13 protein-coding genes are annotated in these 13,746 nt (G+C 73.7%); 5 read left to right on the top strand and 8 right to left on the bottom strand.

The annotated features are described in order from the left end of the window. Positions 1-79: 79 nt before the first annotated feature. The 5 genes from ACIQMU_RS03640 to ACIQMU_RS03620 form a co-directional block, all read right to left on the bottom strand. A complete protein-coding gene (locus tag ACIQMU_RS03640) occupies positions 80-1,207 on the bottom strand; it encodes a hypothetical protein (protein WP_352240444.1) in 1,128 nt (375 codons plus the stop codon). A 129-nt stretch (positions 1,208-1,336) separates the two neighbouring features. Continuing rightward, positions 1,337-1,744: a hypothetical protein gene (locus tag ACIQMU_RS03635; protein WP_352240445.1), complete on the bottom strand. Its 408-nt coding sequence runs from the start codon at positions 1,742-1,744 to the stop codon at positions 1,337-1,339. A gap of 102 nt (positions 1,745-1,846) precedes the next feature. Continuing rightward, the gene (locus tag ACIQMU_RS03630) at positions 1,847-3,058 is read right to left on the bottom strand and encodes a pyridoxal phosphate-dependent aminotransferase (protein ID WP_352240446.1); all 1,212 of its coding nucleotides are present in this window, start codon (positions 3,056-3,058) and stop codon (positions 1,847-1,849) included. 297 nt (positions 3,059-3,355) lie between these two features. Continuing rightward, a complete protein-coding gene (locus ACIQMU_RS03625) occupies positions 3,356-4,168 on the bottom strand; it encodes an arylamine N-acetyltransferase (RefSeq protein ID WP_352240447.1) in 813 nt (270 codons plus the stop codon). 255 nt (positions 4,169-4,423) lie between these two features. Continuing rightward, entirely contained in the window at positions 4,424-5,242 is an 819-nt protein-coding gene (locus ACIQMU_RS03620) for an NAD(P)-binding domain-containing protein (protein ID WP_352240448.1), read from the bottom strand. A 98-nt stretch (positions 5,243-5,340) separates the two neighbouring features. Here ACIQMU_RS03620 and ACIQMU_RS03615 point away from each other — a divergent pair, with 98 nt between their 5' ends. Both ACIQMU_RS03615 and ACIQMU_RS03610 read left to right on the top strand, forming a co-directional pair. Further along, entirely contained in the window at positions 5,341-5,769 is a 429-nt protein-coding gene (locus ACIQMU_RS03615) for a helix-turn-helix domain-containing protein (protein WP_352240523.1), read from the top strand. A 138-nt stretch (positions 5,770-5,907) separates the two neighbouring features. Beyond that, positions 5,908-6,822, top strand: a complete 915-nt coding sequence (locus tag ACIQMU_RS03610) for a serine protease (protein ID WP_352240449.1) — start codon at positions 5,908-5,910, stop codon at positions 6,820-6,822. 50 nt (positions 6,823-6,872) lie between these two features. Here ACIQMU_RS03610 and ACIQMU_RS03605 read toward each other — a convergent pair whose 3' ends face one another. After that, positions 6,873-7,694: a TetR/AcrR family transcriptional regulator C-terminal domain-containing protein gene (locus ACIQMU_RS03605; protein WP_352240450.1), complete on the bottom strand. Its 822-nt coding sequence runs from the start codon at positions 7,692-7,694 to the stop codon at positions 6,873-6,875. A gap of 83 nt (positions 7,695-7,777) precedes the next feature. Between ACIQMU_RS03605 and ACIQMU_RS03600 the strand changes: the two genes are divergently transcribed. Continuing rightward, positions 7,778-8,626 (top strand): siderophore-interacting protein, encoded by an 849-nt coding sequence (locus ACIQMU_RS03600; RefSeq protein ID WP_352240451.1) that lies wholly within the window; start codon positions 7,778-7,780, stop codon positions 8,624-8,626. Positions 8,627-8,634: 8 nt separating this feature from the next. Here ACIQMU_RS03600 and ACIQMU_RS03595 read toward each other — a convergent pair whose 3' ends face one another. Continuing rightward, positions 8,635-10,260, bottom strand: a complete 1,626-nt coding sequence (locus tag ACIQMU_RS03595; RefSeq protein ID WP_352240452.1) for a D-aminoacylase — start codon at positions 10,258-10,260, stop codon at positions 8,635-8,637. A gap of 51 nt (positions 10,261-10,311) precedes the next feature. Further along, positions 10,312-11,649, bottom strand: a complete 1,338-nt coding sequence (locus tag ACIQMU_RS03590; RefSeq protein WP_352240453.1) for an alanine racemase — start codon at positions 11,647-11,649, stop codon at positions 10,312-10,314. Positions 11,650-11,782: 133 nt separating this feature from the next. Between ACIQMU_RS03590 and ACIQMU_RS03585 the strand changes: the two genes are divergently transcribed. Together ACIQMU_RS03585 and ACIQMU_RS03580 are read left to right on the top strand one after the other, a co-directional pair. Further along, a complete protein-coding gene (locus ACIQMU_RS03585) occupies positions 11,783-12,985 on the top strand; it encodes a sugar kinase (RefSeq protein WP_402688147.1) in 1,203 nt (400 codons plus the stop codon). Continuing rightward, positions 12,982-13,740, top strand: coding sequence for an IclR family transcriptional regulator (locus tag ACIQMU_RS03580; RefSeq protein ID WP_352240455.1), 759 nt, complete (start codon positions 12,982-12,984; stop codon positions 13,738-13,740). The genes ACIQMU_RS03585 and ACIQMU_RS03580 overlap by 4 nt, the downstream gene beginning before the upstream one ends. Positions 13,741-13,746: the final 6 nt, after the last annotated feature.

Here is a 13,746-nt window from a genome sequence, read left to right as displayed (position 1 = left end):
CGATGACGGGTCCGGGGGCCGGGCGCGGGGCCGGCCCCCGGGGCCGCGGGAACAGGGCTGGGTGCGGGCGCGGGCGTCGTCAGCCGCGGGCCCGCCGTGCCATCGAGCGCAGCACCTCCGCGGTCGGCACGGGCGCCTGGCGTACGCCGGTCAGCCGCTGGTCGATGTAGGCGGTGTGGTCCGCGGTCGCGGCGCTGAACTCGGCCGCCGCGCCCTGGGGCCGGAAGCCGTGCCGCACCGCCAGTTCCCGCAGACCGGGGTCGGTGGACAGCAGCTCGCCCAGCTCGCGGCCGTGGTCGCTCAGCGGTACGAGGGTGTGGTCGCTGGACACCGTGGTGTCCGGGTACAGGACGACGAGGTCGCCGACCTCCTGCCGCTGGCCGTTCAGCAGGAGGGAGGCGACCTGCGACTCGTAGACCAGTACGAGGGGATTGCCGACTCCGCTGACGAAGTCGCGGAACGGCGCGTCGCTGCTGGACTGCTGCGCGCCCTGCACCTGGACGAGCTTGCGCAGCAGCGGCGCGGTGCGCTCCACGGCCTTCGCGTCGGTGGCGACCCGGCCGCCGTCGGCGACGTACGAGGCGGCGGCGAGGTAGAGGGCGCCGGAGTTGGACGTGACGGGGTCCGTGCTCGTGATGAACACCGTGCCGCTCAACTCGGCGTGCCCGGAGGCCCCTTCGAGCTGCTGCCAGGTGCGGTCGTCCCCGGCCGCCGCCAGATAGGGGCCCATGAGCAGGGTCCCCTGCGTGGTGAACTTCGATCCGCTCTCGGCTCGCAGCCGGGCCAGACCGTTGTCCGCGAGGACCTCGGCCGCGTTGCGGTGGGCCACCACGACGAGCGGCGAGTAGAAGGGCCGCAGCGGACCGCCGTGGCTCCCGGACGCCCGGCGCAGCTCATCGGCCGGGGCCTTGGAGCCGGGGAAGGCGAAGTCGTACCCCTTCAGGGGCAGCCGGTCCATGGCCCAGGACCCGGAGGTCTCCGTCCGGACGGTGAACCCCTTGGCGGCGAGGGCCTTCACGGTGTCGGGGTCGGCGAAGAACTCCGCCTTCTCCGACCCGATCACTCCGCGCACGGTCTTCGCGGCCGTGCCGCTGTCCCCGCTGTCGCGGCCCAGGGCGACGGCCGCGGCCACACCGGCGATCAGCAGGACCGCCAGGACGATTCCCACGATGCGTCTCACCCGCGCAGCGTGCTCGCGGAAACCCACATTCCGGGTCGAGTTGAGTGGACGGCGGATGAATGGGCCATCCCAGAACGCAACGGTCCCGGCCGGGGGCCCCGGGGCGAGGTCGTGGCACCCGGTCCGCACGCCTGCGCGGCACGCGGACCGGGGCCGTCAGTGGGCGCCGACCAGCCGCCCGGAGGGGGCGGGCCCGGCGAGGGCGGCGAGGGCCGCGGTGTGGGCGTCCATCCGCTCGGCGGAGAGGATGGCGGCGGTCGTGTCCGCGCGGGAGGCGGCCACCAGCAGGGCGCGGCCCGCGAGGGCGTGGGCGCGGCGGTGGAGGTCCGCGGGCGCGGCGTCGGTCAGGCCGGCGTGCCGGGCGGGCGGGGCGCCGCGCAGCCGGGCCACCTGCTCGGCGATGCGGTCGCCCGCCGCGCTCAGGCCCAGTTCGTCGGTGACCGCGAGGAGGGCTGCCAGATGCCCGGCGAGCTGGATGTCCAGCTCGTCCTCGCGGCTGCGGTGCGGAAAGTCCGCGCGGTCGGTCGGCGTGTGGACCGATGTGCTGCGGATCGGCTCGTACATGGATGGCCTCCCGATGATGCGTGGAACCATCCTACATTGGAATGAGTCTAAAGTTGTGCACGATCCGGAACGGGGGGGCTGGGGCGGTCCGGAACGGGAGTCCTAGGGCTGTCCGTAGCCGTCCAGAAAGGTGCCGATCCGGGTCACGGCGTCGGTCAGGTCCTCGACGGCCGGCAGCGTGACGATCCGGAAGTGGTCGGGCTCGGGCCAGTTGAAGCCGGTGCCCTGCACGACCATGATCTTCTCGGTCCGCAGCAGGTCCAGCACCAGCTGCCGGTCGTCCTTGATCCTGTAGACCTTGGGGTCGAGCCGGGGGAAGAGGTACAGCGCCCCCTTCGGCTTCACGCAGGTCACCCCGGGAATCGAGGTCAGCAGGTCGTACGCCGCGTCCCGCTGCTCCAGGATCCGGCCGCCCGGCAGCACCAGGTCCTCGATCGACTGCCGCCCGCCGAGCGCGGTGGCCACCGCGTGCTGCGAGGGCATGTTGGCGCAGAGCCGCATGTTGGCGAGGATCGTCAGCCCCTCGATGTACGAGGAGGCGTGCGCCTTCGGGCCGCACACGGCCATCCAGCCGGAGCGGAAGCCGGCCACCCGGTAGTTCTTGGAGAGCCCGTTGAAGGTCAGCACCATGAGGTCCGGAGCCAGCGCGGCCGTGGGCGTGTGCGTCGCGCCGTCGTAGAGGATCCGGTCGTAGATCTCGTCGGAGCACACGATCAGGTTGTGCCGCCGGGCGATCTCGGTGAGACCGCGCAGCATCTCGTCGTCGTACACCGCGCCGGTCGGATTGTTCGGGTTGATGATCACCAGTGCCTTGGTGCGGTCGGTGATCTTCCGCTCGATGTCCGCGAGGTCCGGCATCCAGTCGGCCTGCTCGTCGCACCGGTAGTGCACGGCCGTCCCGCCGGCGAGCGAGACCGAGGCGGTCCACAGCGGGTAGTCGGGAGCCGGTACGAGCACCTCGTCGCCGTCGTCCAGCAGCGCCTGCATCGACATCTGGATCAGCTCGGAGACGCCGTTGCCCAGGTAGACGTCCTCGACGTCGAGGTCGATCCCCTTGGTCTGGTAGTGCTGCATCACCGCACGGCGCGCGGACAGCAGGCCCTTCGCGTCGCCGTAGCCGTGCGCGCCCGCCAGGTTGCGCAGGATGTCCTCGAGGATCTCCGGCGGGCACTCGAACCCGAACGCGGCGGGGTTGCCCGTGTTCAGCTTGAGGATGCGCTGACCGGCCGCTTCCAGCCGCATCGCCTCCTCCAGCACGGGACCCCGGATCTCGTAACAGACGTTGGAGAGCTTCGTGGACTGGATGACCTGCATGTCCGCGAGCTTACGGCGGCGTTTCGCGAGGTGCGCGGGGATCGCTCCCCGGCTGCTCCCTCCGGGGCACGCACCCGGCCCGCCCCGTCTTCCATCGCCATGCCCGGCGCCGCCCCGGGCCGTGGGATCGCCCGGTCGGGGCGGCGTCGCGGCTTGGAAAGGGGGCGTGGGAGGCCGGGGCGGGTGAGATGCGCCACGCGGGCCCCGGGGCGGGGCCCGCGCGGCGCCGGGGCGGTCGCGCTCGGGCCGCCGGGCGTCGCCCCTCCGGGCGCCGGACGGGCCCCGCCCCGGACGCTCTCACTCCGGCAGCCGGGCGCCCTCCGGGACCCGGAGGCCGAAGTCGTCGGCCAGGACGCGCAGCGCCTCGTCGCCGTCCTTCAGCCGCCGTTCCTTGATCGTGCCGTCGTCGGCCGTCTCCACCAGGTCGAGCCCGGACAGGGCGAGGTGGGAGCCGGCGAGGGTGCGCTGCGCGTACACCGCCTGCCGGAACGGCGAGCGCGGGTGCGTCGCGACGAACCAGTTGACCACCTCGTAGTCCGGCTGCTCGTTCGGGTCCAGGGTGAACGTGTACTGCGGCTCCCACGACCCTCCCTGGTCGGACCGCAGCTCCCACAGGGGCAGGGGGCCGTGGTGCGGTGCGTGGACCAGGCGGTGGTGGCGCGGCGTGTCGAACAGCTCGGAGTCCTCCACCAGCTCGATCGGCTCCATCAGCGCTCCGGTCGCACCGAATCCGACGTCCGCCAGATAGGGGTGCGGCTCTCCTTCCACGTCCACCCGCATCAGCATGTGCGTACGGGGGCGGACGTCACCGGGCGCGGCGCCCAGCACCACCCGCCCCGTCAGCGGCGTCACGGAGAAGCCGATCTGCCTCAGCACGGCGGAGAAGAGGGTGTTGTGCTCGTAGCAGTACCCGCCGCGCCCGCCGCGCACGAGTTTCGCCTCCAGGTCGCCGAGGGCCAGCGACGGTGCGGAGCCGAGGACGGCTTCCAGATTCTCGAACGGGATGCCGGTCAGATGGGCGCGGTGCAGTGACCGCAGCACCTCCAGCGTGGGGCGCGGCTCCCCGGTCCAGCCGATGCGGGTGAAATACGCGTCGAGGTCGAGTGTCATACGCCGACCGTACGCAGCCGGGGCGCGGGCGCGCCTCCGACCGCGGACCGAGTTCCCCGGCCGGGGGACCTCGTCCCCCGGACCGAGACCGGGGCGGGACAGGACAGCGGACAGGCCGGGCGGGGCGGAGCCGGGCGGGCCGGGGAGTCCGAGCGGACAGGCCGGGCGGGGCCGGGGGCCCGGCACGGGCCGGAACCTCAGCCCCGCCCGGCCCCGCCCGCCCCCGGTGCGGCACCCGTACGGCGGGTCGGGCCGTCAGATCCCGCTGGCCGAGCCGGCCGACGCGAGCAGCAGGGCCGTGTCGACGCCCTGCTCCTGGGCCGTACGGAGCAGCGCCGCGTCCCCCGCCTCCGCCACGGCGGGGCTGGTGGGGTCCTCGGCCACGGGCTCGCCCGCGTAGGCGGCGGTCGACGGGGCCATCGCCGTGAGCCAGTCGACGACCAGCGCGCCGAACTCCTTCTGGTCGATCCCCGCGTTCTCCACCAGGGCGAACGCGTGCCGCGCCCCGGCGAACATGGCGGACATCGCGCTGAGCAGGGCCACATCGTGGAGCGCCGCGAACCCCGGGTCGTCGCCGACGTACCGGGTGGCGGCGGGCACGGCCAGCACCTCCTGATGGGCGTCGAAGACGGCGCGGGATCCGCTGTAGAAGACATAGCCGCCGGCCTCCGGCGCACCGATCATCGGCGGTACGGCCATGATCCCGCCGTCCAGGAAGCGGGCCCCGCGCTCGTCGGCCCAGGCCGCGCGGGCGCGGGACTCGGCCGGGGTGGAGGTGGTGAGGTCGACCAGGTCCTTGTCCGTGAGGTCGGCGTCGGCCAGCGCCTCGCGGACCGAGGCGTCGTCCAGGAGGCAGACGACGACGAGCGGGCTCGCGGCCACCGCCTCCGCCGCCGTCGCGGCCACCCGGGCGCCCGCGGCGGCGAGTCCGGCGCTCCTGCCGGGACTGCGGTTCCAGACGGTCAGGGGGTGCCCGGCGGCGAGCCAGGTACGGGCGAGCGCGGCGCCCATCGCGCCGAGGCCGAGCAGGGTGAGAGGGGCGGGCGGGACGGAAGCGGAGATGGTGTCGGACATGCCGATTAGGCTGGCCGACGGTGCCGGGGGCGACAAGTACGCACTATGAGGTGGGTGGTTACCCCGAGGTGAGCGACCAGGTGGGCGAGAGGTGGACGATGCGGATCGTACGGAGGCCGGGGGCTTTCGTCTGCGGGATCGACGCGGCGATGGACGTGATCGGCGGCAAGTGGAAGGTGCTCATCCTGTGGGCGCTGAACGAGCGGACCTGCCGCTTCGGAGAGCTGCGCCGGGAGTTGCCCGGGGTGACCGAGAAGGTGCTCAGCTCGCATCTCAAGGAGTTGGAGGACGACGGCATCGTGCACCGTGAGGTGTATGCCGAAGTGCCTCCGCGCGTGGAGTACTCGCTCACCCCGCTGGGCCTCTCGTTGAACGCGGCGCTGGAACCGCTGGGGCGGTGGGGGCGCGACCACATCAGCCGCGGTGCGGACGAAACCGGTTCCGGGTCCGGGCCCGAGGCCGTGGTGGGACTGGGGCACGGGCAGGTCCAGGGCGTGTCCGGCGGATCAGGGCCGGGCAGGTCCTAGGGCCCGCCGTCGGCCGGGGCAAGGCCCTGGCCCCGGCCTGAACCGGCCTCTTGTGGTGCCCTGACATCTGCGCCAACATGCGCATGTCAAAAGCCGGAAGATCTCCGGCCCTTGGCACCACTGGAGGGGACCCCCCACATGAACAAGCCTCTCGTCGGCGCGTTTCTCGCCGCCCTGCTCCTGGGAGCGGGGGCCGCACCCGTCGCGGCGGCCGACCCCGCCGGCGGTGCGAACCGGGCTCCGGCCGAAGCCGTGCCGCAGGCACCGTACGCCGCACCCGCTGTCGCCGCGAAGGCGGTGAAGGCCGCGAAGGGCCCGAAGGCCGTGAACTTCGCCGGAACCGTCGCGCTCAGCAACTGCTCGGGCTCCGTGGTCCGTTCGCCCGACTCCGCCCCCACCGACCCCGCCCTCGTGCTCTCCAACGGGCACTGCATGGAGTCCGGTTTCCCGGGCCCCGGCGAGGTCGTCGTCGACCAGCCGTCCTCCCGGACGTTCACCCTGCTCAACGCCTCGGGCAGGGGCGTCGGCACGCTGAGGGCGAGCAAGATCGCTTACGGCACCATGACCGACACTGACCTCTCGCTCTACCAGCTCACCACCACCTACCGGCAGATCGAGGCGAAACACGGCATCCGGGCGCTGGAGCTGGACACCGCCCACCCGGTCGCGGGCACCGCCATCACGGTCGCCTCCGCCTACTGGAAGCGCACCTACAGCTGCGCCATCGACGGCTTCGCCCACCGGCTCAAGGAGGGCCGGTGGACCTGGAAGGACTCGGTCCGCTACACCCCGGAATGCCGGACCATCGGCGGTACGTCCGGCTCGCCGGTGATCGACGACGCCACCGGCAAGGTGGTCGCCGTCAACAACACCGGTAACGAGAGCGGCCAGGAGTGCACGGACAACAACCCGTGCGAGGTCGACGAGAACGGCGAGGTGACCGTCCGCGAGGGCATCAACTACGCCCAGCAGACCTACAACATGGTCCCGTGCATCGGGCCCGGCAGCAGGATCGACCTCGACCGCGAGGGCTGCGGGCTGCCCAGGCCGTAGCCGCGCCCCGCAGGTGATGCACGGTGCGCGCCGGGCGGCCCGGCTCCTCCTCAGGGCCGCCGGGCGCGCGCCGCCTCGATCCCGTCCAGCAGCACCCCGAGCCCCACCCGGAACGTCTCACGTGCCTCCCGCTCCGGGTAGGGTGCGGCCTCCGTGCCCTCGTGGCCGCCGTCCGGCCCCGGATACGGCTCCGCCGGCCCTTCCCCCTCCAGCCGGCTCACGGCGGGGAAGCGCTCCGCGAAGTCGGGGACCAGCTCCAGCAGGGCCGCCGAGCGCGCCGCCCACCACTCCTCGTCGGAGCTCCCGGTCGCCGCCGCGGCCAGCCGGGCGTCCGCCACCGCCTGCGCCGCGCCCCGCACGAACGGGAACAGCGTCCCCACCAGCCGCCGCAGCACCCCCGCCTCCAGCCCGGTCGCCCGCAGCAGGGCGACCAGTGTGTCCAGGCCCGCGTACTCGTGCGGCCCCAGCACCGGCCGCGCCTGCGAGACCTGGAGCACCCAGGGGTGCCGGACGTAGAACTCCAGCATCTCCCCGGCCCAGGCGGTGAGCGCCGCCCGCCAGTCGCCCGGCTCCGGGCGGCGGGCGGGCAGCTCGGCGTGGACGGCGTCGTACATCAGGTCCAGCAGTTCGCTCCTGCCGGGGACGTAGGTGTAGAGCGCCATCGCCGTGCGCCCCAGCCGGTCGCCGACCGCGCGCATCGACAGGGCCCCCATCCCCTCCTCGTCCGCGAGCGCCACGGCGGCCGCCACGATCGCGTCCACGCTCAGCCGGGGCTTGGGGCCGGGGCCGCCGCGCGGGAGGGCCGGGGTGTCCGCGCGCCACAGCAGGGAGAGGGAACGGCGGGGATCGCCCTGTCCGGCGAAGACGACCACGTGCGACTCCTTACGTCGTAAGGTAATGTCTGGCGGGTAATTCATTACGCCGTAAACTATCAGTGCGGGAGAGGTCGGGCGCGATGGGCCAGGAAATGCCGGTCACGTATGTGCGGGTCACGGACGTCGAGCGGGTCACCCCCCGGACGGCGAGGATCCGCTTCACCGCCGACGAACTGCCCGGCCTCCTGGAGGACCGCCCCGACCAGCAGATGAAGCTCTGCCTGCCGCGCGCCGGGCAGGCCGTCCCCCGGCTGCCGCGGCGGGACGCCGACGACCCGCACGGCATGCGCTGGTACGAGGCGTACCTCGCGATCCCGGAGGCGGAACGGCCCTGGACGCGCGGTTTCACCGTCCGCTCCTACGACCGCGAACGCAACGTGATGGCCGTCGACTTCGTGCTGCACGGCGAGGACGGCCCCGCCTCCCGCTGGGGCGCGGCGGCCCGTCCGGGCGACGTCCTCGGCATGATCGGCCCCTCGTCCCTCTACGCCCGCCCGCTGCCCGCCGCCCGGCGGATGCTGCTGGCCGGGGACGAGACGGCGCTCCCGGCCATCGCGACGCTCCTGGAGGCGCTGCCGGCGCGCACCGGGGCCGTGGTGTTCGCCGAGGTGGCGGACACGGCCGAGGAGCGGGAGCTGCCGCCCGCCGCCGGAGGGTCCGAGGTCCGCTGGGTGCACCGGGACCGGGGCGGCTCCCTGGCGGCGGCGGTGGGAGAAGCCGGGCCGGACCTCGACGGGGTGGACGCGGCCTGGGTGGCGGGCGAGGCGTCCGCCGTGCGGGCGCTGCGCCGTCACCTGGTCGAGGACCGCCGACTGCCCAGGTCCGCCGTCGAGTTCACCGGCTACTGGCGGCGCGCCCTCACCCAGGACGACGCCCCCACCGAGGAGGACCTCGCCTGGGCGGCGGAACGTGCCGCGGACGCTTCCTGAAGGAGTTCTCAGCCGTTCCCGGCGCCCGCTCCCCGGACCGCCCGGCCCGCCAGCACCGTCGTCCGCCTGCCGTCCTCGATGACGAACCGGCCGTCGATCAGCACGTGCGGGATGCCGGCCGGGAGCGCGCGCGGCTCCGCGAACGTGGACCCCGCCGCCACCGTCTCCGGATCGAACAGCACCAGGTCCGCGCGATACCCCTCGCGCACCAGGCCCCGGTCCGGGAGCCGCAGCCGGGCGGCCGGGCGCGAGGTCAGATGGGCGACGCACTCCTCCAGCGAGAGGATGCCCAGCTCCCGTGCGTACCGGCCCAGATACTGCGGGAACGTGCCGTACGCCCGGGGGTGCGGCTTGTCGCCCTGGAGGATGCCGTCGCTGCCGCCGGTGTGCACCGGGTGGCGCATGATCCGCTGGACGTTCTCCTCGTGGCCCACGTGCTGGAGGATCGTCGTCCCGAGCCGGTCCTCGGTGAGCAGCCGCCGCGCGGTCGCCCAGGGCTCCTCGCCCCGCAGTGCCGCCGACTCCGCCACCGTACGGCCCACGTACTCGGCCAGGTGCGGCGCGCCGACGCCGGAGATCTCGATGGTGTCCCACTCGATCGGCACCCCGTGGCAGCCGTCCGAGCCCAGCACCTCCAGGTGGTGCCGGATCCTCTCCGCGGTCTCCGCGTGCGCGAGCCGGGTGAGGACCGACTCCGGCCCGCCCTCGCCCGCCCAGCTCGGCAGCATGGCCACCAGCGTCGTGCAGCCCGGGGTGTACGGGTAGGTGTCGAGCGAGATGTCGGCCCCGGCGGCGAGCGCCCCGTCGAGCAGGGCGAGGAGATCCGGCGCCTTGCCCTTGTTCACGCCGAAGTTCATGGTGGCGTGGGCGAGATGCAGCGCGCAGCCGGCGTTCCGGGTGAGCCGCACCATCTCCTCGTACGCTTCGAGCGCTCCGGCTCCGTAACTGCGGTGGTGCGGGCAGTAGTAGCCGCCGTGGCGGGCCACCACCCGGCACAGCTCGGTGAGTTCGGCGTCGTCCGCGTACATCCCGGGCGTGTAGGTGAGCCCCGAGGACATGCCGACCGCGCCCTCCCGCATGCCCTGGTCCACCAGCTCCTTCATCCGGGCCAGCTCGGCCGCGGTGGCGGGCCGGTCGTCCCAGCCCACCGCGTACATCCGGACCGTGCCCTGCGGGACGAGGTAGGCGGCGTTCACCGCGATGCCCTGGCCGCCGAAGTTCCGGTCGAGGCGGTCCAGGTAGCCGCCCACCGTGCGCCAGTCGAAGTCGATGTCGCTCCCGTCGCCGTTCCAGCCGGTGATGGAGCGGCGGACCTCGGCGAGGGTGCGGTCGTCGGCCGGGGCGTACGACAGCCCGTCCTGGCCCAGCACTTCGAGGGTGACGCCCTGCGCGGCCTTGGCGCTGTGGTCGGGGTCGCGCAGCAGCGCCAGGTCGCTGTGGGCGTGCATGTCGATGAAGCCCGGGGCGAGCGCGAGGCCGTCCGCGTCCACGGTCCGCAGGGCGGTGGGCCGGGGGCCGGGGGAGCCCTCGGGGTGGATCTCGGCTATGCGGCCGCCGTCGAGGGCCACATCGGCGCGGTAGGAGGGCTCGCCGGTGCCGTCGACGACGAGCGCGTCACGCAGGACCAGGTCCATGGGTCACCTTTCCGGTCGGCCCGGGGGCGGGGCGCCCCCGGGCCTGCGGTTCTAGAAGAACGTGCGGATGTAGTCGGTGACCGTGCCGTCCGCCGTGACCAGCGGGATCAGCTGCCACTTGTCGAAGCTGGTGCAGGGGTGCGAGAGGCCCATGCCGACCCAGTCGCCCACCTCCAGCTCGGCCCCTCCCTCCGTGCGCACCCAGGTGTGCTGGTCGGAGAGACCGGTGACCGTGACCCCGGTGGCGGGCCGGACCGAGCCGTCCCGGCCGGAGCGGACCACCTGCGCCTCGGGCAGATCGAGGTCGTACGCCGCGTCCCGCTTGCCCGCGTTGAGGAACGCCTGCTCGCCGGTGGGGCGGGAGACGACCTGCGCCCAGAGGCGGAAGGCGGGCTCCAGGGCTCCTTCCCCGGGGACGCGGTTGAAGGGGGTGAGGTGCTTGTAGTGCCCGTCGTCGTGCGAGACGTACGCACCGGAGCGGAGCAGCTTCAGTACGGGGCCGCTCAGTCCGGGGATCTCCGTGAAGACGTCCGCGACCGCGTCGAACCAGGCGCTGCCGCCCGCGCTGACGACGATCTCGTCGGCGGAGGCGAACCGGCCGGCGGCGTCGAAGGAGGCGGCCAGCGCGACGAGCCGGCGAAGCCACTCCCGCACCCGCTCCGGGTCGGCGTCCGGCACCTCGCCCTCGTACCCGGCGACCCCCACCAGCCGCAGCGAACCGGCCGCCGCCACCGCGTCGGCCACCGCCGCGCAGTCGGCCTCCGTGCGTACCCCGGTGCGCGCGTCCTCGCCCGCGCCCAGCTCCACGACCACGTCGACCGGACGGGTGGCGCCCGCCGCGCTCAGGGCCGCCTCCATCAGCTCGACGCCGCGCACGGAGTCGACGTAACAGACGAAGCGGAACGCCGGGTCGGCGGTCATCTCGCGGGCCAGCCAGCGCAGGGCCACCGCGTCGACCAGTTCGTTGGCGAGGAAGATCCGGCCGATCCCGTACGCCCGGTAGACCCGCGCCTGGTGCGGCACGGCGGCCGTGATGCCCCACGCGCCGCGCTTCAGCTGGTCGACGAAGAGCTGCGGGGACATGGACGTCTTGCCGTGCGGGGCGAACGCGAGGCCGTGGCGCTCGGCGTACGTCTCCAGGAGGTCGAGGTTGTGCGCGACCGACTCGGCGGAGAGGGCGAGGACGGGAGTGGTGAACCCGCCGGTGAAGAGGTTGCGGCGCTCGGCGGCCAGGGCCCCGACGGTCAGGCCCTCCGCGTCCGGCGGCAGGGCCTTGAAGCGGTGGTCGACGCGTTCGTCGGCGAGGCCGGACGCCAGGGACGCGGGGGAGGCGCCGGGGGCGGAGGGCGCGGGGGCGGCGGTGTGGCCGGTGGGGCGTTCGGCTGCCAAGGGGAGCTCCTCGAAGTTCGTTGCAACATATGCAACACCCATTGCGTATATCGCTCAACGCTGTCTAACATCCGAGCCGATGCCCGGTCAATGGTGACCACCGGCCCGCACGCCGATCAGCGAGGAGCCCTCAGTGTCCGGACCCGCAGCAGGGACGGCCGGCGCCGCCACGACCATCGATGTCGTCTGTCTCGGTGAGTCCATGGTGACGTTCCTGCCCTCGCAGCCCGGCCGCCTCGCCGACGTGCCCTCCTTCGGGCGGGGGATCGGTGGCGCCGAGTCCAACGTGGCCTGCGCGCTCGCCGCCGCCGGGCACCGGGCGGCCTGGGTCGGCAGGGTCGGCGCGGACGGCTTCGGCGACCACCTCGTCGAGACGATCGCCGGCTACGGGGTCGACACCTCCGCCGTTCGCCGCGACCCCGACCGCCCCACCGGCATCTACTTCCGCACGGCCGCCGACCGGGGCGCCGGTGCCCACGAGGTCGCCTACTACCGCGCGGGCTCCGCCGCCTCCGCGATGTCCCCGGCCAACGCGCCGTACGAGGAGCTGTTCGCGGGCCGCGTCCTGCACCTCTCCGGGATCACGGCCGCGCTGTCCGCCGACTGCCTGGCGCTGCTGCGGGACCTGACGGCTCCGCGCCCCGGCCGCCCCCTCGTCTCCTTCGACGTGAACCACCGGCCGCATCTGTGGCGGGCGGGCGACGCGGACGCGTCCGTGCTGCTGGAGCTGGCCCGGCGGGCCGACCTGGTGTTCGTGGGCGAGGACGAGGCGGAGGAGGCGTGGGGGATCGTCGGCGCCGAGGCGATCCGGGCGGCGCTGCCGGAGCCGGCCGTGCTGGTCGTGAAGCGCGGGAGCGCGGGCGCGACGGTGTTCTCGGGGCTCCGCCCCGGACCCCGCTCCTCAAACGCCGGAGGGGCTGAGATTGCCGCCGGGGCCGGCTCGTCGCGTGCCGGAGGGGCTGAGAGCGCCGCCGGAGCCGGCTCGTGTGGTGCCGGAGAGGCTGAAAGCGATGCCGCCGGAGCTGAGAGCGTCGACACCGTCACTCTCGTCCCCGCCCTCCGCGTCGACGTCGTGGCCGCCGTCGGGGCCGGGGACGCGTTCGCCGCCGGATTCCTCTCCGCCACCCTGCGCGGGCTGCCCGTACGCGACCGGGTCCGGCACGGGCACCTCATGGCCGCCGCCGTCCTCACCGTCCCCGGCGACCTCACCGACCCGCCCGCCCGCGACCACGCCGACCGCCTCGCGTCCCTCGACGACGACGCCTGGGGGAGACTTCGTCTCGGCCCCGGCTGGACCGCAGCCGACCGGGCCCCCGAGGAGGTACGCACACCATGAGCCAGACCGTCGACCGGGCACTGAGCATCCTGCCGCTGCTCGCCCAGGGACCCGCCGACCTCGGCCAGGTCGCCGAGCGGCTCGGCGTCCACAAGTCCACGGCGCTGCGCCTGCTGCGTACGCTCCACGAGCACGGCCTCGTCTACCGCCAGGAGGACCAGCGCTACCGCCTCGGCGCCCGGCTCTTCGCGCTCGCGCAGGAGGCCGTCGAGAACCTCGACGTACGCGAGATCGCCCACTCCCACCTGGTCGCGCTGAACGACCGGTGCGGGCACACCGTCCACCTCGCCGTGTACGAGGAGCAGGAAGTCCTCTACATCGACAAGGTCGAGAGCCGCTACCCGGTCCGGATGTACTCACGGATCGGGAAGCCCGTGGCGATCACCGTCGCGGCCGTGGCCAAGCTGCTGCTGGCCGACCTCCCCGAGCCGGAGCGACGCGTCATCGCCGAGAAGCTCGACTACCCCATGTACACGTCCCGTTCGACGCCCAACGCCGCAGCCTTCCTCAACGAGCTCGCCGTCGTCCGCGAACAGGGATGGGCCACCGACCTCGGTGGCCACGAGGAGTCCATCAACTGCATCGGCGCCCCCATCCGCGGCGCGGACGGGCGGGTCGTCGCGGCCATGTCGGTGTCCGCGCCCAATGTGGTCGTCACCGCCGAGGAACTCCTCACCCTGCTCCCGCTGGTCCGGCGCACCGCCGACACCATCAGCCGGGAGTACTCCGGCACCACCCGACCCAGGAAAGCCTGATCAGAC

This window comes from Streptomyces sp. NPDC091649 (genome assembly GCF_044756785.1).
Classification (GTDB): domain Bacteria; phylum Actinomycetota; class Actinomycetes; order Streptomycetales; family Streptomycetaceae; genus Streptomyces.
The sequence above is the reverse complement of the archived record's forward strand: the minus strand, read 5'-3'. Positions and strand labels throughout refer to the sequence as shown.

What these genes read in the sequence shown, in the direction of transcription:
- ACIQMU_RS03580 (WP_352240455.1), top strand. Translation starts at nt 12,982, where the DNA reads ATGAGCCAGACCGTCGACCGGGCACTGAGCATCCTGCCGCTGCTCGCC.
- ACIQMU_RS03625 (WP_352240447.1), bottom strand. Translation starts at nt 4,168, where the DNA reads ATGACACTCGACCTCGACGCGTATTTCACCCGCATCGGCTGGACCGGG.
- ACIQMU_RS03615 (WP_352240523.1), top strand. Translation starts at nt 5,341, where the DNA reads ATGCGGATCGTACGGAGGCCGGGGGCTTTCGTCTGCGGGATCGACGCG.
- ACIQMU_RS03635 (WP_352240445.1), bottom strand. Translation starts at nt 1,744, where the DNA reads ATGTACGAGCCGATCCGCAGCACATCGGTCCACACGCCGACCGACCGC.
- ACIQMU_RS03595 (WP_352240452.1), bottom strand. Translation starts at nt 10,260, where the DNA reads ATGGACCTGGTCCTGCGTGACGCGCTCGTCGTCGACGGCACCGGCGAG.
- ACIQMU_RS03610 (WP_352240449.1), top strand. Translation starts at nt 5,908, where the DNA reads ATGAACAAGCCTCTCGTCGGCGCGTTTCTCGCCGCCCTGCTCCTGGGA.
- ACIQMU_RS03600 (WP_352240451.1), top strand. Translation starts at nt 7,778, where the DNA reads ATGGGCCAGGAAATGCCGGTCACGTATGTGCGGGTCACGGACGTCGAG.
- ACIQMU_RS03630 (WP_352240446.1), bottom strand. Translation starts at nt 3,058, where the DNA reads ATGCAGGTCATCCAGTCCACGAAGCTCTCCAACGTCTGTTACGAGATC.
- ACIQMU_RS03620 (WP_352240448.1), bottom strand. Translation starts at nt 5,242, where the DNA reads ATGTCCGACACCATCTCCGCTTCCGTCCCGCCCGCCCCTCTCACCCTG.